This window comes from Pseudomonas fluorescens, assembly GCF_000730425.1.
Classification (GTDB): domain Bacteria; phylum Pseudomonadota; class Gammaproteobacteria; order Pseudomonadales; family Pseudomonadaceae; genus Aquipseudomonas; species Aquipseudomonas fluorescens_X.
Genome location: NZ_CP008896.1, coordinates 4,496,950 through 4,513,874 on the forward strand (window position 1 = coordinate 4,496,950; position 16,925 = coordinate 4,513,874).

At 62.6% G+C, this 16,925-nt stretch carries 16 protein-coding genes and 1 riboswitch; of the genes, 10 read left to right on the forward strand and 6 right to left on the reverse strand.

What is annotated here, in order from left to right; genetic code table 11:
• Positions 1 to 9: 9 nt before the first annotated feature.
• The 4 genes from HZ99_RS20050 to HZ99_RS20065 form a co-directional block, all read right to left on the reverse strand.
• Complete coding sequence (locus HZ99_RS20050) at positions 10 to 975, reverse strand: hypothetical protein (RefSeq protein ID WP_038445540.1); 966 nt, start codon at positions 973 to 975, stop codon at positions 10 to 12.
• Between the two features lie 41 nt (positions 976 to 1,016).
• Complete coding sequence (locus HZ99_RS20055) at positions 1,017 to 1,829, reverse strand: aldo/keto reductase (RefSeq protein ID WP_038445542.1); 813 nt, start codon at positions 1,827 to 1,829, stop codon at positions 1,017 to 1,019.
• Entirely contained in the window at positions 1,826 to 3,001 is a 1,176-nt protein-coding gene (locus HZ99_RS20060; protein ID WP_038445543.1) for an NAD(P)/FAD-dependent oxidoreductase, read from the reverse strand. The genes HZ99_RS20055 and HZ99_RS20060 overlap by 4 nt, the downstream gene beginning before the upstream one ends.
• A 75-nt stretch (positions 3,002 to 3,076) precedes the next feature.
• Positions 3,077 to 3,412, reverse strand: a complete 336-nt coding sequence (locus HZ99_RS20065; protein ID WP_029299169.1) for a DMT family transporter — start codon at positions 3,410 to 3,412, stop codon at positions 3,077 to 3,079.
• Positions 3,413 to 3,516: 104 nt separating this feature from the next.
• Between HZ99_RS20065 and HZ99_RS20070 the strand changes: the two genes are divergently transcribed.
• Positions 3,517 to 4,407 (forward strand): LysR family transcriptional regulator, encoded by an 891-nt coding sequence (locus tag HZ99_RS20070; RefSeq protein ID WP_038445547.1) that lies wholly within the window; start codon positions 3,517 to 3,519, stop codon positions 4,405 to 4,407.
• 23 nt (positions 4,408 to 4,430) lie between these two features.
• Positions 4,431 to 5,708, forward strand: coding sequence for a lipid IV(A) 3-deoxy-D-manno-octulosonic acid transferase (gene waaA / locus HZ99_RS20075; RefSeq protein WP_038445549.1), 1,278 nt, complete (start codon positions 4,431 to 4,433; stop codon positions 5,706 to 5,708).
• A 110-nt stretch (positions 5,709 to 5,818) separates the two neighbouring features.
• On the opposite strand, the gene HZ99_RS20080 is transcribed toward waaA, so the two are convergent.
• Positions 5,819 to 7,258, reverse strand: a complete 1,440-nt coding sequence (locus tag HZ99_RS20080; protein ID WP_038445551.1) for a TolC family outer membrane protein — start codon at positions 7,256 to 7,258, stop codon at positions 5,819 to 5,821.
• Between the two features lie 196 nt (positions 7,259 to 7,454).
• Positions 7,455 to 7,560: riboswitch (TPP riboswitch) on the forward strand.
• Positions 7,561 to 7,710: 150 nt separating this feature from the next.
• Here HZ99_RS20080 and thiC point away from each other — a divergent pair.
• Positions 7,711 to 9,600: a phosphomethylpyrimidine synthase ThiC gene (gene thiC, locus HZ99_RS20085; RefSeq protein WP_038445553.1), complete on the forward strand. Its 1,890-nt coding sequence runs from the start codon at positions 7,711 to 7,713 to the stop codon at positions 9,598 to 9,600.
• Positions 9,601 to 9,785: 185 nt separating this feature from the next.
• Here the strand turns inward: thiC and HZ99_RS20090 are convergent, their stop codons facing one another.
• The gene (locus HZ99_RS20090; RefSeq protein ID WP_038445555.1) at positions 9,786 to 10,532 is read right to left on the reverse strand and encodes an RsiV family protein; all 747 of its coding nucleotides are present in this window, start codon (positions 10,530 to 10,532) and stop codon (positions 9,786 to 9,788) included.
• 202 nt (positions 10,533 to 10,734) lie between these two features.
• On the opposite strand from HZ99_RS20090, the gene HZ99_RS20095 reads away from it, so the two are divergent.
• From HZ99_RS20095 to HZ99_RS20125, 7 genes are all read left to right on the forward strand, one after another.
• Positions 10,735 to 11,352 carry an NUDIX domain-containing protein gene (locus tag HZ99_RS20095; RefSeq protein WP_038445557.1) on the forward strand — a complete coding sequence of 206 codons (618 nt, stop codon included), beginning with the start codon at positions 10,735 to 10,737 and terminating at the stop codon, positions 11,350 to 11,352.
• Entirely contained in the window at positions 11,343 to 11,792 is a 450-nt protein-coding gene (locus HZ99_RS20100; protein ID WP_038445559.1) for a DUF1249 domain-containing protein, read from the forward strand. Before HZ99_RS20095 ends, HZ99_RS20100 begins: the two co-directional genes overlap by 10 nt.
• Before the next feature lie 97 nt (positions 11,793 to 11,889).
• Entirely contained in the window at positions 11,890 to 12,705 is an 816-nt protein-coding gene (cpdA, locus tag HZ99_RS20105; RefSeq protein WP_038445561.1) for a 3',5'-cyclic-AMP phosphodiesterase, read from the forward strand.
• A 144-nt stretch (positions 12,706 to 12,849) separates the two neighbouring features.
• On the forward strand, positions 12,850 to 13,458 hold the full coding sequence (locus HZ99_RS20110) for a YqiA/YcfP family alpha/beta fold hydrolase (protein ID WP_038445564.1): 609 nt from the start codon (positions 12,850 to 12,852) through the stop codon (positions 13,456 to 13,458).
• A gap of 44 nt (positions 13,459 to 13,502) precedes the next feature.
• Positions 13,503 to 15,407 carry a DNA topoisomerase IV subunit B gene (gene parE / locus HZ99_RS20115; RefSeq protein ID WP_038445566.1) on the forward strand — a complete coding sequence of 635 codons (1,905 nt, stop codon included), beginning with the start codon at positions 13,503 to 13,505 and terminating at the stop codon, positions 15,405 to 15,407.
• On the forward strand, positions 15,407 to 16,402 hold the full coding sequence (locus tag HZ99_RS20120; protein WP_038445567.1) for an esterase-like activity of phytase family protein: 996 nt from the start codon (positions 15,407 to 15,409) through the stop codon (positions 16,400 to 16,402). The genes parE and HZ99_RS20120 overlap by 1 nt, the downstream gene beginning before the upstream one ends.
• On the forward strand, positions 16,399 to 16,920 hold the full coding sequence (locus HZ99_RS20125) for a retropepsin-like aspartic protease family protein (protein WP_038445568.1): 522 nt from the start codon (positions 16,399 to 16,401) through the stop codon (positions 16,918 to 16,920). Before HZ99_RS20120 ends, HZ99_RS20125 begins: the two co-directional genes overlap by 4 nt.
• Positions 16,921 to 16,925: the final 5 nt, after the last annotated feature.

Genomic DNA, 16,925 nt, shown 5'->3' on the forward strand with positions numbered 1-16,925 from the left:
GGGGAGGCGTCAGCGTCCTGCTTTTTTTGGCACCATCTTGCGCAAGATCTGCCGGGCCCGCCCGGTCAGTTGTTTCAACTTCGATTCTTTCTCCGGCGCGCTCAGGCCCTGTTGCCTGAGCCAGTCCTTCCAGCGGATCCGCTCATCGCGCACCAGCCAGCCCTCCTGCTGGGCAAAGCTCTCGGCCAGGTACAACCCGCGCGTGCTTGCCGGGATCAATTGATCCTTTTTCAGGGTATATAGCTCGGCGCAAGGCTGGCCGTCCTTCAGGGGCATCAGGTACAGGTCCGGGCGCTGGCGGTCCAGGCGCGCCACCAGTTGGTCGCCTTCCAGGCGTTCGTCCACATGGAACAGGCTCAGGGACTTGGCTTCCTTCGGCACTTCCAGGCGCAGGTCATAGATCAATTGCAGCGAGGCCGTGGGCAGGTGCACATAGGCCCGAGGGCGTTCGATCAACTGCATGCTGGCGCAGCGCACCGGGCGGGCCGCGCCGGACAGCGGCGACAGGCGAAACGGCAAGGCCTCGCGGTAATGCAGTGCGCTGGAGTAGGGCGCCGGCAGCCAGGTGTCGTTGAACCGCCCGCCCAGCCAGCCTTCCGGGGTTTCCAGCAGGCATTCCTCGGCAATTTCCTGGATGGCCGTGTGCAGCGGCAGGTTCAGTTCGTGGGCCGGCACGTAGCCGGAAATCAGCTTGAGCACCACATCGCCACGGTCCTGGCGACGCTGGCGCACCAGCACCCAATAATCGCGGTTTTGCCAGTGCAGTGTCAGGCGCACGGATACGCCGAGATTGGCCAGTTCCAGGGCGAAACGCTCGGCATCCGCCACCTCCACCGGCTTGCGTCGTTGCAAGGTCTGGGCAAAGTTGAGCGGCATGCCCACGCTCTGGTAGCTCAGGCCTTCGGGAGCGGCTTCGACGTACAGCGGCAGTGTTTTAAAGTTACTGGGGTTTTTTCTTATGAGCGTTCGCGGCATGTCGGCTCCTTCTTGCGTCGGGGTCGGCCGCGTCGGCGGCATCAGGATTGGCGAATGATCTTGGCAGCGGTTGCCACGTTATGGGCAAGGTGCAGCGGGTTGATGGTCCCGACAATAGCACTGGCCACGCCCGTTTGCGCAAACAACAAGACGAAACTGGCATGAATTGGATCCACTCCTGGCTCAAGGCAGGCATGCCCACTGGCCAGGGCCTTTTTCACCAGAATGCCTTTGCCGTGGGCAGCGGCATAATCAATCACGGCCTTTTCGTTCTGCTCGGTCAGATTGTAGGTGACCATCGCGCAATCGCCTTGTTCCAGAGCCTTCACGCCGCCTTCGACGGTTTTGCCGGAGAAGCCGAAACCGCGAATCTTGCCCTCGGCCTTGAGCTGCGCCAGGGTCTGGTAGACCTCGCAGTCATTGAGGATATGCAAGTCGTTGCCGTCGGAATGCACCAGCACCAGGTCGATAAAGTCCGTTTCCAGGCGTTTGAGGCTGCGCTCCACGGACAACCGGGTGTGGGCTGCACTGAAATCGTGATGGGACACACCGTCGGCAAACTCTTCGCCGACCTTGCTGACAATCACCCAGTCCTGGCGCTGGCCACGCAGCAGCGGCCCCAGGCGTTCTTCGCTGTGGCCGTAGGCGGGGGCGGTGTCGATCAGGTTGATCCCCAGCTCGCGCGCCTGGCGCAGCAACATCCGCGCCTCTTCATCATTGGGGATCTGGAAACCATTGGGGTATTTCACGCCCTGGTCACGCCCCAGCTTCACGGTGCCCAGGCCCAGCGGCGACACCAGCAGGCCGGTGCTGCCCAAGGGGCGATGAAGGTCATGCAGGGTCGGCAGGCTCATGGCAATAATTGCTCCCAGACAGGTTGGGCGATGGCTGGGCGCGGCAGTTCAGGCAGCGGTGCGCTGGGTGCTGGCTGGATGCCGTCGCGTTCGAGGGCGCTGAGCACCCGGTCAGCGAAGTCCGGGGCCAGGGCCAGCTTGGTTGGCCAGCCCACCAACAGGCGGCCCTGTTCGGCGAGGAACGCGTTGTCCGGTCGGGTCAGGCCTGTTTGCAGGGGTTCGGCGCGATCCACTCGCAGGGTCGCCCATTGGGTCTGGCTCATGTCGATCCACGGCAGCAGTTGCGCCAGCTCCTTTTGCGCGGTGGCGATCTGCTCGGCGGGCGTGCGGTGTACGCCTTCGGTCTCGGCGATATCGCCGCCCATGTACCACACCCAACTGCCATCGGCGGCCGGGTGCGTGGTGATGGTGAGCCGTGGCTTGGTGCCGCCGCCCAGGCAGTGCGCGTACAGCGGTTTGAGGCCGGGGCCCTTGGCGATGATCATATGCAGCGGGCGTTTTTGCATGGCCGGTTGGCTCAGGCCCAGGGCCGTCAGCAACTCGGCGGTGCCGCCACCGGCACTGAGCACGATGCGCTGGGCGCGGATCGCGCGGCCATCGACTTTCAGGCCGACCAGGATGCCACCCTCGAGCAGCGGCTCGATCTGTTGCCCGGCGAGCAGGCCGTCGCCGGCCAGTTGTGCCAGGCGCTCGATCAGGCTCGGCACGTCCACCACCAGTTCGGCCAGGCGATAGACCTTGCCCTTGAAGCGGCGATCTTGCAGGGCCGGCGGCAGATCGTCGCCCTTGACCTGGTCGACGCGACCGCGCACTGCCTTGCTGGCGAAGAAACTGGTGAGGTTGCCCGCCAGGGTGCCGGGCGACCACAGGTAATGGGCCTGGGACAGCAGGCGCACGCCCGTCAGGTCCAGCTCACCGGTGCCCGCCAGCGCTTCGCGCCAGCGTCGCGGCATGTCGGCAATGGCTTCGGAGGCGCCGGTCAGGGCGCCGTGCAAGGCGTATTTCGCACCGCCGTGAATGATCCCCTGGGACTTCACGCTCTGCCCGCCGCCCAGGGTTGCGTTCTCCACCACAATCGTGGAAAACCCCTGGCTGCGCAGGCGCGCATTGAGCCAGAGGCCGGCAACCCCGGCGCCGACAATCAGGACGTCGGTGGAAATAACGGATGGCATGGGGCGACCTCAGTGTTCAGAACAAGAGGCGCAGTATACAGGGATCACTATTTGTAGGAGCCCGGAGGGCGGCGGTCAGTGGCCGGCGGTTTTTGAAAACAACTGAATCACCACCACCCCCAACACAATCAAGCCCATTCCCAGCATCGCCGGCAGGTCGAGTTTCTGCCCATAGATAAACAGCGCAGCGATGCTGACCATGACGATCCCCATTCCCGCCCATACCGCATAGGCCACGCCCACCGGGACGGTGCGCACCACCAGGGTCAGCATCCAGAAGGCCACGCCATAGCCGACGATAACCAGCAGCAGGGGGATCGGCGTGCTCCAGCCCTTGATCGCTTTCATGGAAACGGTGGCGATCACTTCCGAGCAAATGGCAATGGCCAGGTAGTAGTAGGCGACATTCATGGGGTGTTCCTCGGAAATAGGGGCGCGTAGCAAGGCCGGCATTCTAGAGAATCCGTAGATGGGGTAAAGTCATTACCTATCCGAATTCAAGATGGGTTGAGCCAATGAGCGTGCAATGGAACCTGGAGCAGATGCGCCTGTTTGTCAGCGTCGCTGAGCAGCGCTCGTTTTCGGCGGTGGCGCGGGACCAGCGCAAGGCGCAGTCGGCGGTGAGCAATGGCATTGCCTTGCTGGAAGCCGATCTGGGCGTGAGCCTGTTTGAGCGTAGCAGCGGTCGCCAGCCACGTCTGACCGAGGCCGGTGCGGTGTTGCTGGAGGAAGCCCGGGAAGTGTTACGCCAGTGCGAACGCCTCAACGGTCGGGCGTTGTCCTTGATGCGCGGTGAGGAAGCGCGGCTGCGGCTGGCCCAGGACGAGGCCATGTTGTATCAGCCGGTACTCGATAGCCTTGAGGCGCTGGCCGGGAAATTTCCCAACCTGGAGGTGCAGTTGTCCAGCACGGCCCAGGGCGATGTCGCCCGCAAGCTGGTGGAGCGCAAGGCCGACCTGGGGTTGTTGTTCTATCACGACCAGATCCCCGAAGCCCTTGAGCGGCGGGTGGTCGGCAGTGTGGAGATGGTCACGGTGTGCGGGGTCGACCATCCGTTGGCCAGGGGCGGGTTTGTCGATTGCCAGCGCCTGGCGCAGTTTCGCCAATTGCTGATGTCGACCCAGACCAGCGTCTACCCCGGCAGTGAGGCGGCCAGCCCGCAGGTGTGGCGTGCCGACAGTTTCTACGTGTTGGCCGAATGGTTGGCCCGTGGCCTGGGCTGGGCCTGGTTGCCTCGGCACGTGGTGCAATACCCGACCTATCAGGGGCAGATGGTCGAGTTGGACAGCGAATGGACGCCGCCGGCCCTGGTGGTGGAACTGGTGTGGCGGCGCGATGAGCCCCTGGGCCCGGCCGCGCGCTTTCTGGCTGAACGGTTTACTGCCTGTTTGCAGGCGATCGGCTGAAAAAGCCGATAAACTCCGCCGCCATGAATAGAACTCTCTACAGCTGTCTGTTTTACCTGGCGCTGCCGTTGGTGGCCTTACGTCTATGGCTGCGGGCCCGCAAGGCGCCGGCCTACGCCACGCGCGTCAGCGAGCGCTTTTCCTATGGCTTGCCGGTACTCAAGCCCGGCGGGATCTGGGTGCACGCGGTGTCGGTGGGTGAGAGCATCGCTGCGGCGCCAATGATCCGCGGCTTGCTGGAGCGTCATCCACAGGTGCCGATCACCGTCACCTGCATGACGCCCACCGGTTCCGAGCGGATCCAGGCACTGTTTGCCAATGAACCACGCATCCAGCATTGCTACCTGCCCTACGATTTGCCTTGTGCTGCCAAGCGTTTTCTGGACCGGGTCCAGCCTGAGCTTGCAGTCATCATGGAAACCGAGCTGTGGCCCAACCATATCCACCAGTGTGCCAAACGCGGGATTCCCGTGGCCCTGGCCAATGCACGGCTGTCGGCGCGATCGGCCAAGGGCTACGCCCGGTTTGCCAGACTGACTGCGCCGATGCTGGCAGAAATGAGCCTGTTTGCCGTGCAGACCGCTGCCGAGGCCGAGCGCTTTCGCAGCCTGGGCGCGCGCCCGGAAACGGTCGAAGTCACTGGCTCGATCAAGTTTGACCTGAGCATTGACCCACAACTGCTGGCGCGCGCTGCTGCGCTGCGTGAGCAGTGGCAGGCCAGCGAACGCCCGGTGTGGATCGCCGCCAGCACCCACGCGGGCGAGGATGAAGTGGTGCTGGCTGCCCATCGGCAGTTGCTCGCCAGCTACCCCAACGCCTTGTTGATCCTGGTTCCCCGGCATCCGGAGCGTTTCGACACGATGTTTGAGCTGTGCCAGCAGCAGGGTTTTGCCACGATACGGCGCTCCAGCGGCGCGCCGGTCAGTGCCGATACCTCGGTACTGCTAGGCGACACCATGGGCGAGTTGCTGTTTCTCTATGCCTTGGCCGATAGCGCCTTTGTCGGCGGCAGCCTGGTGCCCAATGGCGGGCACAACCTGCTGGAGCCCGCTGCGCTGGCCAAACCGGTGATCAGTGGCCCGCACCTGTTCAACTTCCTCGAAATCGCCGCGATGATGCGCGAGGCCGGGGCGTTGCGGGAGGTGGAGGATGCCCAAGGGTTGGCCGAGGCGGTACGGCAACTGTTCGAGCTGCCGCAGGATGCGCAGAAAATGGCGCAGGCAGGGCTCAAGGTGATGCAGGCCAATCAGGGGGCGTTGAAGCGTTTGCTCGATGGTCTCGACCGCTTGATTAACCGCTGATCTTGTGGGAGCGGGCTTGCTCGCGAAGACGGTGTGTCAGGCGACACATGTATTGACTGACACACCGTCTTCGCGAGCAAGCCCGCTCCCACATTTGTTATGCGGTGGGTTTAGTTGCCGGGGCGGGCCTTCAGTTGTTCGGCCGCTGCCTTGGCCAGGTCTGGCGGCAGGAAGTCCTTGTCGGGGTTGTAGTCTGCCTTGAGGTACCGCGCCAGGTCCTGCAAGTCCCCCGGGTTCAACGTCCCCGCTGCCTGTTTCAGGCGCAGGTTGTCGAGGATGTAGTCGTAGCGGCTGTTGTTGTAGTTGCGCACCGAGGTGTACAGCTGGCGCTGGGCGTCGAGCACGTCGACGATATTGCGTGTGCCCACCTGGTAACCGATTTCCGTGGCTTCCACTGCGCTCTGGTTGGAGATGATCGACTGGCGGCGCGCCTGTACCTGTTCCACATCGGTATTGACCGCACGGTGCAGGTTGCGGGTGTTTTCCACCACCTGGCGGCGCAGGCCTTCGCGCTGCTGTTCGGTCTGGCCCAGGCGCGAATAGGATTCACGCACCTGGGAGCTGGTGAGGCCGCCGCTGTACAGCGGGATATTCAGGCGCAGGCCGATGGTGCGTCGTTCCACATCGCCACCATAAGGCCGGCCGAACGCGTTGGGGTTGCTGAACCCGAGGGCGTCGTTGTCGCCTTTCTCGTATTGCGCCACCGCGTCCAGGGTTGGTGCATGGCCAGCCTTGCGCTGCTTGAGGGTTTCTTCGGCGGCGGTGACCGCATAGTTGCTGGCCAGCAGATTCAGGTTCTGCCGCCCGGCGGTGTCGACCCAGGCCTTGGCGTCGTTGGGCGCCGGCGGCAACACCGGCAGGGTGTGGACAATCCCCTGGATCGCGTTGTACTGGCGGTTGGTCAGGGTGATCAGCGCTTCAAACGCGTCATCCACCTGGCGCTGGGCGAGGATCCGGTTGGCCCGCGCCGTGTCGTAGCTGGCCTGGGATTGCAGCACGTCGGTCTTGTCCGACAGGCCGACGTCGAAACGCTCGTTGGACTGGTCCAGCTGGCGCTTGAAGGCCGCTTCCTCGGCCTTGGTCGAGGCCAGGTTGTCCTGGGCGCGCAGTACGGCGAAGTAGTTTTCCGCGCTTTGCAGGATCAGTTCCTGCTCGGTGGCCGAGAGTTGCAGCGCAGCCTGTTCATTGACCGCTTCGGCGGCCTGCAACTGGAACCAGCGATCGGCACGGAACAACGGCTGGCTCAGGGTTGCACGCCAGGTGTGGGCGTCGCGATTGGCGGTGGCCGAGGGGCTGTCGATCTGGGTGCGTACATTGTTCACGTCGGCACCGGCCGAGAGGTTGGGCAGCAAGCCGGCACGGGCCTGGGGCACCACTTCTTTCTGCGCGCCGTATTGGGCACGGGCGGCGGCCAGGTCGGCGTTGTTGTCCACGGCTTCCTGGTAGACGCTGACCAGGTCGGTTTTGGTCGACAAGGGCGCTTCTGCTGCCCAGACCATTCCATTGGTCGCACAAGACACGGCAAGAGCCAGTGAAAGTTTGCGCAGCATGAGGCGATCCCTAGATAAATATTACGGCGATAATTTAGCGCCCAAGGCTACGACGAGCGATCCATAGCGTCAAGGCGTTGAGGCAGTAGCCGAGTGTAGTGGCCACACCCCGGCACAACAATCCTGTAATTGCGCCATTCATCACGCTGAATGCACCGCTATTGGCAATTTGCCTGCTCCATGGTCTAGACTGGTTGCGTTCTTGTCGGGGTGCCTTGCTATGAGGCTGAGATCGGTAAATACCGGATCCCGTTGAACCTGATCAGGTTAGCGCCTGCGTAGGGAACAAGATTTCTCGTCACCCGGCGAGTCCTCTTGTGCTTCGTCCGGGATGTTGTTCGACAATCGAACAGCCCTCGTGCGCCAAGCACAGCACTGCTTCCAGTGCGTCCGTCCGTCACAGGTTCGCTCCGACAAAAATCCACTGCCTGGATGTGTCTGGAGAGCCCGTGATGAGTACAAAACTAAAAAACACCGTGCATTTGAGTGAGTCGGCCAAGGTTGACTCGGGATCCGTGCAGCCGTTTACCCGTTCGCAAAAAGTCTATGTGCAGGGCACTCGCCCGGATATTCGCGTGCCGATGCGCGAAGTCAGCCTTGACGTGACCCCCACCGATTTCGGTGGCGAGATCAATGCGCCCGTGGTGGTCTACGACACCTCCGGCCCGTACACCGACCCCAACGTGATTATTGACGTGCGCAAAGGCCTGGGCGATGTGCGCTCGCCGTGGATCGAATCCCGTGGCGACACCGAGCGCCTGCCGGGCCTGAGTTCGCACTTCGGCCAACAGCGCCTGAGCGACGCCGAGCTGACCGCCTTGCGCTTTGCCCACGTGAAAAACCCGCGCCGCGCCAAGGCTGGGGCCAACGTCACGCAAATGCATTACGCGCGCCAGGGCATCATCACCGCCGAGATGGAATACGTCGCCATCCGCGAAAACATGAAACTTGAAGAAGCCCGCGCCGCCGGCCTGCTGACCCAGCAACACGCCGGCCACAGCTTTGGCGCCAGCGTGCCGAAAATCATCACCCCGGAATTCGTGCGCGAAGAAATCGCCCGTGGCCGCGCCATCATCCCGGCCAACATCAACCACACCGAACTGGAACCGATGATCATCGGCCGTAACTTCCTGGTGAAGATCAACGGCAACATCGGCAACAGCGCCCTGGGTTCGTCCATCGAAGAAGAAGTGGCGAAACTGACCTGGGGCATTCGCTGGGGCTCGGACACGGTGATGGACCTGTCCACCGGCAAGCACATCCACGAAACCCGCGAGTGGATCATCCGCAACTCGCCGGTACCGATCGGCACGGTGCCGATCTACCAGGCCCTGGAGAAAGTCGGCGGCGCTGCAGAAGACCTGACCTGGGAGCTGTTTCGCGACACCCTGATCGAACAGGCCGAGCAGGGCGTCGATTACTTCACCATCCACGCCGGCGTGTTGCTGCGCTATGTGCCGCTGACCGCCAAACGCGTCACCGGCATTGTGTCCCGTGGCGGCTCGATCATGGCCAAGTGGTGCCTGGCGCATCACAAAGAGAACTTCACCTACACCCATTTCGACGAAATCTGCGAAATCATGAAGGCCTATGATGTCAGCTTCTCCCTCGGCGACGGCTTGCGCCCGGGCTCGATTGCCGACGCCAACGACGCGGCGCAGTTCGGTGAGCTGGAAACCCTCGGCGAGCTGACCAAGATCGCCTGGAAGCACGATGTGCAAACCATGATCGAAGGCCCTGGCCATGTGCCGATGCAACTGATCAAAGAGAACATGGACAAACAGCTGGAGTGCTGCGACGAAGCGCCGTTCTACACCCTGGGCCCGCTGACCACCGATATTGCACCGGGCTACGACCACATCACCTCGGGCATCGGCGCGGCGATGATCGGCTGGTTCGGTTGCGCCATGCTGTGCTACGTCACGCCCAAGGAACACCTGGGCCTGCCGAACAAGGATGATGTGAAGACCGGGATTATCACCTACAAGATTGCGGCCCACGCGGCGGATTTGGCCAAGGGCCATCCAGGTGCGCAGATCCGCGACAATGCCTTGAGCAAGGCGCGGTTCGAGTTCCGTTGGGAAGACCAGTTCAACCTCGGCCTGGACCCGGATACCGCGCGCTCCTACCACGACGAAACCCTGCCCAAGGATTCGGCCAAGGTCGCGCATTTCTGTTCGATGTGCGGGCCGAAGTTCTGCTCGATGAAGATTACCCAGGAAGTGCGCGAGTACGCGGCCAACCAGCGTATTGAAGCGGTGGATGTGGATGTGGCCAAGGGCTTGGCCGAGCAGGCGCAGCGGTTCAAGCAGGAAGGCAGCCAGCTCTACAAAAAGGTCTGATGCTCCCCTGTAGGGGCCGGCTTGCCGGCGATGAGGCCCTCAGGCCTTGCGGCGGTCTTGCGGCCGCCATCTCCGGCAAGCCGGCTCCTACAAGGGATTTGTACCCAGCCGAATAATAAAGTCCCTCAGAGAGAGCCCTCTTAAGCATTCCCGCCGGCACTGGCAGGTTAGCCTCGGGCGCGCCTTCAGCGGCGCGCGGGCACCAGCTCAGGCTTGATGATGCCGTCGAGGCGCGCATAGGGAATCTGCAACTCCACGTGGCCCATGGCGTAGGGCGCAATGGTGGTCGTAGGGTACTTGAGCACCACGGCGCCATAGGTCAGCGCCACGTTCGGGGTTTTCTGGAAGGGCCAGCTTTTCACGTAGTCCGGTTCCAGGCTCAGGCGGGTGCTGATCAGCCAACTGTTGTGGGCCACCTGGGCGGCTTTCCAGAACGCGTCTTCCTTGCCGGGGCGCAGCATGTCCGCCAGGGTCAGGTTTTTCTGCTGTTGGCGCGAGTAGTTGATGAAGCCGCGGCCCGGTTCGCCATGGGCGCCGCCGGTGTCCAGGTAGCTGGACAGTTCGATGATCACCAAGCCGTCATGCTGCTCCCGTACCTTGGCCTGCAAGTACATGCTGTTGCGAGGATCGGACTCGCGCAGGAATTTTTCCCGATAGGCATTCAGTGATGCTGGCAGTGGCGTGCCGGGAGAAGTGCGGGTCATTTCCAGCAGGCGTTGCTCGATCAATGCATCGAGCTTGGGTTCGTTGGCGAAATGCACCGTATCGATATTCACCAGTGGGCAATCGGCAGTGGTGCAGCCCGGTTGCACGACTTCGGATGCGTCGCGGGTGGCTTCCAGCGGCGCACGGTAGCTGGGTTGGAACAGGCTCTGGCAAGCGCCGAGCGTCAAGGCAATACAGGCCACGGAGGCGACTTTTAACAGCGACATGGGCGTCCTTCATAAAGCGGAGAAGAGCGAAAGAGATGGGGCTTGGACTGTCGGCATCCCAGTCAGTTCGCCACTAAGCTGATTACAGTGAGTTTGACCGTCGCCGCCTGTCCCGGCAACAGGAAAGGGGCTGCACCGAGGCACGCGGGCGCTGTAGGATGGCGCGATGCCAAGACACACAACGCAATAAACGAGGGTTGATATGACCGACAGTGCTAAATCGACGCCGAACAGAATTGAAGTGGTTCAGCGCGACAATGCCTACCAGGGCTTCTACAAGCTCGATCGTGTACAGCTGCGCCACGAGCTGTTCGACGGCGGCATGAGCCCGGTGATCAACCGAGAAGTCTTTGTGCGCCACGATGCCGTTTGCGTCCTGCCCTATGATCCGCAACGCGATGAAGTGGTCTTGATCGAGCAGTTCCGTGTGGGTGCCATGGGCCGCACCGACAACCCTTGGCTGGTGGAAATGGTCGCCGGCCTGATCGACAAGGACGAGCAACCGGAGGAGGTTGCGCACCGCGAAGCCGAGGAGGAAGCTGGGCTGACCTTCTGCGCGCTGTGGCCGATCACCAAGTATTTTCCGTCGCCGGGGGGCAGCACCGAATTCGTCCACCTGTTTTTGGGCCGTTGCGACAGTAGCGGTGCTGGCGGCATTCATGGCCTGGCCGAAGAAGCAGAAGATATCCGTGTCACCGCCTGGGCCTTCGAAGATGCCCTGCAAGCGGTACGCGACGGTAAGATTTCCAACGCAGCCAGCATTATCGCCCTGCAATGGCTTGCGCTTAATCGCGCGGAAGTGAGGGGGTTATGGCAGTAAAGGCACGGGAACGCTACCGGGTTGACCTGATCGGGCTGCAAGCCGCCTGCGAGGCCAACTATGCACGGCTGATGCGCCTGTTGCCGGACATGCGCCACATGCCTGAGGCGCGGCGCATTGCCGTGACCCATGGCGACCAGATGCTCGGCGTGCTGACCCTGGAAGTCATCCTCACCTGCCCATACACCAGCACCCTGCGCGTGCGCCAGGAACACAGCCTGCCGTGGTTGCCGGTGCCACAGCTGGAAGTGCAGGTGTATCACGATGCGCGGATGGCCGAAGTGGTCAGCGCCGAACATGCGCGGCGCTTTCGCAGCATCTATCCGTACCCCAATGTGTTCATGCACCAGCCCGATGAAAAAGCCCAGCTCAATGTGTTCCTCGGTGAATGGCTGAGCCATTGTCTGGCTCTGGGCCATGAGTTTGAAGTGGTTCGATAGTGTTCGACAGCGTGCGCTTCACGGCTTTCCTCTTTGTGTCCTGCCCCAGCATAATTGCGCCCATTGTCCATTTATGTGATTGCCCTGGGAGAGCGCCTTGCCGAGCGTAGCCACCGTGAACCCCGAGGCGCCGGCGTTGCTGGTGCAACTGTCCGACAGCCACCTGTTTGCCGAGGCCTGCGGCACGCTGTTGGGCATGAATACCCGTGACAGCTTGCAACGGGTGATTGACCTGGTCCGTGCCCGGCAGCCGCAGATTGATTTGCTGTTGGCTACCGGCGATCTGTCCCAGGACGGGACGCTTGAGTCCTACCAGCTGTTTCGCGACCTGACCCAGTCAATCGGCGCCCCGGCGCGCTGGATTCCGGGCAATCACGATGAACCACAGGTCATGGCCCGGGCGACCATGGGCAGTGCGTTGCTGGAGCCGGTGGTGGATGTGGGGAACTGGCGTATTACCTTGCTGGACTCCGCCGTCCCGGGCTCGGTGCCGGGTTATCTGGCCGAGCCGCAACTGCAGTTGCTGGCGCAGGCCCTGAGCGAAGCGCCGAGCCGTCATCATCTGGTGTGCTTCCATCATCATCCTGTGCCTATTGGCTGCGCCTGGATGGAACCCATCGGCCTGCGCAACCCCGAGGCGCTGTTTGCCGTGCTCGACCGCTTTCCCCAGGTGCGGGCGGTGCTGTGGGGGCACGTACACCAGGAAATCGACCGTGAGCGCAATGGCGTGCGCCTGCTGGCGTCGCCGTCGACCTGCATCCAGTTCGCCCCGGGCAGTGAGGATTTCAAGGTCAGTGAACAGGCTCCTGGCTATCGCTGGCTGCGTTTGCACCCGGATGGGCTGCTGGAAACTGGGGTAGAGCGGATCGAAGGCTTCACCTTTACCGTGGATTACGGCAGCAACGGCTACTAAACCTGAGAACACACATCAAAATGTAGGAGCGGGCAAGCCCGCTCCCACCCCCTTGGTACGCCGCGTTCGGCAGTCGCCCTGCTCACGCCGCGTCATTCCCTGTAAACTGCGCCCCTTTGGTCGATAACGCACGGAGAGCCCGGCATGTCCGCTTCGATCTTGTATCTCCACGGTTTCAACAGCGCGCCGGCCTCGACCAAGGCCAGCCAACTGATGGGTGTGATGGACAGTCTCGGCCTGGCCGGTCAACTGCGGGTGCCGGCCCTGCATCACCACCCGCGCCAGGCGATTGCCCAGCTGGAACAGGCGATCGCTGAGCTGGGGCGGCCGCTGCTGGTCGGCAGCTCACTCGGCGGCTACTATGCAACCCATCTTGCCGAACGCCATGGTCTCAAGGCCCTGCTGGTCAACCCGGCTGTCAGCCCCCATCGGATGTTCGACGGTTACCTGGGCACCCAGAAGAACCTCTACACCGATGAAACCTGGGAGTTGACCCATGATCACGTCGCGGCCCTGGCTGAACTTGAGGTTGCGGCGCCCCAGGATGCACAGCGCTATCAGGTGTGGTTGCAGACCGGGGACGAAACGCTGGATTATCGCCTCGCCGAGCAGTATTACCGGGCCTGTGCCTTGCGTATCCAGGCCGGTGGCGACCACAGTTACCAGGGCTTTGGCCGACAATTGCCGGCCTTGTTGAGTTTTGCCGGCATTGGCGCAGATCAGTACCAATCCTTCGATTTCACCGCATTGTGAAATCGCAGGTTATTTTTTAATCGAACGACTCACGACGAGACCCCATGGCCACTCCCAGCGCTAGCTCTTATAACGCCGACGCCATCGAAGTCCTCTCGGGCCTCGACCCGGTGCGCAAACGCCCCGGCATGTACACCGACACCAGTCGGCCGAACCACCTTGCCCAGGAAGTCATCGACAACAGCGTCGACGAAGCCTTGGCCGGGCACGCCAAGTCGGTACAGGTCATTTTGCACGCCGACCATTCCCTGGAAGTGTCCGACGACGGGCGCGGCATGCCGGTGGACATCCACCCCGAGGAGGGCGTGTCGGGTGTCGAGTTGATCCTCACCAAGCTGCACGCCGGCGGCAAGTTCTCCAACAAGAACTACCAATTTTCCGGTGGCTTGCACGGTGTGGGTATTTCCGTGGTCAACGCCTTGTCGACGCAGGTCCGGGTCAAGGTCAAGCGCGATGGCAACGAATACCAGATGACCTTTGCCGATGGCTACAAGTCCACCGAACTGGAAGTGGTCGGTACCGTCGGCAAGCGCAACACCGGGACCAGCGTGTACTTTGCGCCGGACCCGAAATACTTCGATTCCCCCAAGTTCTCCATCAGCCGCCTCAAGCACGTACTCAAGGCCAAGGCCGTACTGTGCCCGGGACTGCTGGTCAGTTTTGAAGACAAAGGCACTGGAGAGAAGGTCGAGTGGCACTACGAAGACGGCCTGCGCTCCTACCTGGAAGACTCGGTCAGCGACTTCGAGCGCCTGCCCGATGAGCCGTTCTGCGGCAGCCTGGCCGGAAACAAAGAAGCCGTGGACTGGGCCCTGCTGTGGTTGCCCGAGGGAGGCGACAGCGTCCAGGAAAGCTACGTCAACCTGATCCCCACCGCCCAGGGCGGGACTCACGTCAACGGTCTGCGCCAGGGCTTGCTGGATGCCATGCGCGAATTCTGCGAATACCGCAGCCTGTTGCCGCGTGGGGTGAAGCTGGCGCCGGAAGACGTCTGGGAACGCATCGCCTTTGTGCTGTCGATGAAAATGCAGGAGCCGCAATTCTCCGGCCAGACCAAGGAGCGCCTGTCGTCCCGTGAAGCTGCGGCCTTTGTCTCGGGTGTGGTCAAGGATGCCTTCAGCCTGTGGCTCAACGAGCACCCGGAACTGGGCCTGGCCCTGGCAGAGCTGGCGATCAACAACGCCGGCCGTCGCCTCAAGGCCAGCAAAAAGGTCGAGCGCAAGCGCATCACCCAGGGCCCGGCATTGCCCGGCAAACTGGCCGATTGCGCCGGGCAAGACCCAATGCGCTCCGAACTGTTCCTGGTGGAAGGTGATTCCGCCGGTGGTTCGGCCAAGCAGGCACGGGACAAGGAATTCCAGGCGATCCTGCCGCTGCGCGGCAAGATCCTCAATACCTGGGAGGTCGATGGCAGCGAAGTCCTGGCCAGCCAGGAAGTGCACAACATCGCCGTGGCCATTGGTGTTGATCCAGGCGCCGAGGACATGAGCCAGCTGCGCTACGGCAAGATCTGCATCCTCGCCGACGCCGACTCCGACGGCTTGCACATTGCTACTTTGCTTTGCGCACTGTTCGTCCAGCATTTCCGCCCGCTGGTGGATGCCGGCCACGTCTACGTGGCCATGCCGCCGCTGTACCGTATCGACCTGGGCAAAGAAATCTACTACGCCCTGGATGAAGCCGAGCGCGACGGGATTCTTGACCGCCTGGTGGCCGAGAAGAAGCGTGGCAAGCCACAGGTCACCCGATTCAAAGGCCTGGGTGAAATGAACCCGCCGCAACTGCGGGAAACCACCATGGACCCGAACACCCGGCGCCTGGTGCAGTTGACCCTGGAAGACTACGCCGCCACCTCGGAAATGATGGACATGCTGCTGGCCAAGAAGCGCGCCGGCGACCGCAAGGCCTGGCTGGAATCCAAAGGCAACCTGGCCGAGGTATTGGGCTGATGCGCAGCGGTTTCGCCCTGGCGATACTGTTGGTGAGCGGGTTGGCAGCGACCCAGGTCGTTGCCCAGCCTGCGGTCGAGCTCAAGTTGCTGTCCGAACACCCGGTAGATGGCATGCGCGGTGGCAACCTGTCGGGCCTGGCCTTGTGTGGCAAGGAGTTGTGGACGGTCTCTGACCGTGACGATGACCAGATCTACCGCCTCGATACCCGTGCCGACACCTGGCAGGCCGAGACGGTAGCGATCGAAGTCCCGCCGGTGCCCGAATCGGGCCTGCCATGGGGTTTGCGCGCGCGTACCACGGCGGCGGCGGTGATTCGTGGCGGTGACCTGGATTTTGAAGGCATCAGCTGTGACGCCGCAGGCAATCGCTATATCGTCAGTGAAGCCCATGCGGCAGTGCTGCAGGTGCCGGTCAGCGGTGATCCAGAGTGGTTGAAGATTGCCCCCGGCATGGTTCGCGAGGCGCGGGCCAGTGGCCTGTTGCTGCACTTCAATGCCTTGTTTGAAGGGTTGGCGATCAACCCCGAGGGCAACCAGATCTGGCTGGCGGCCGAGCGTGAGCGGCGCGGGCTGATTTCGATCAGGCGTGGGCAAAGCGTTTGGGATTGTGACGGGCCGTGTGTCCTGCTGAGCGAAGCCGGCCAGGAAATGCAGCCGGCGCAGTTTCCGGGGGCCAAGGCGGTGTCCAAGGACTTTGCCGACCTGGCGTTGTTCAACGGCAAGCTGTTTACCCTGGAGCGCAATGGGTTTCAGATTTGCCGGCGCGATAGCACCACGGCCAAGGTCGAGCTGTGCTGGTCGTACGCTGATGAAGCCCTGGTGCCGAATCGGCGTTACCCCCAAAGCTATGGCCTGGCGGAAGCCTTGCTGATTGACGCCGACGGCGCCTGGATTGGCATCGACAATAATTTCGGCGCCAGGGATGACGGTGAAAAGCGCCCGATGGTCTATCGTTTTGCCGCCCCGGCCGGTGGCTGGAGCGCCCAGCCGTGAGCACGCAACCGCCCGGCAAGCGCGCCGGACGCCTATTGATGTTCGTGGCGTGGGGCGCCGGGCTGTTCCTGGCCACGCGGTTTTTCGGGCAATGGGAAGCGCGTCAGGAAAACCCCAATGCCGTGGTCACCTCGCAGCAACATGCGGGTTATATAGAAGTGAAACTGGTCGGCAACGGCCAGGGGCATTTTGTCGCCACTGGCCAGATCAACGGCCAGCCGGTGGATTTCATGCTCGATACCGGCGCCACCGACGTGGCGGTGCCGGCCGAGCTGGCTGAACGCCTGGGGCTCAAGCGCGGTTTGCCGGTGACCCTGAGCACCGCCAACGGCCGCAGCCAGGGCTATCGCACCCAGCTCGACCGCCTGCAACTGGGCGATATCGTCCTGCAGGACGTGCGCGCCCTGGTGGCGCCGGGCCTGGGTGGCGAACAAGTGCTGTTGGGCATGAGCGCATTGAAACAACTTGAATTTACCCAGCGTGGCGGCACCTTGCTGCTGCGCCAGACCAGACAATGATGAGG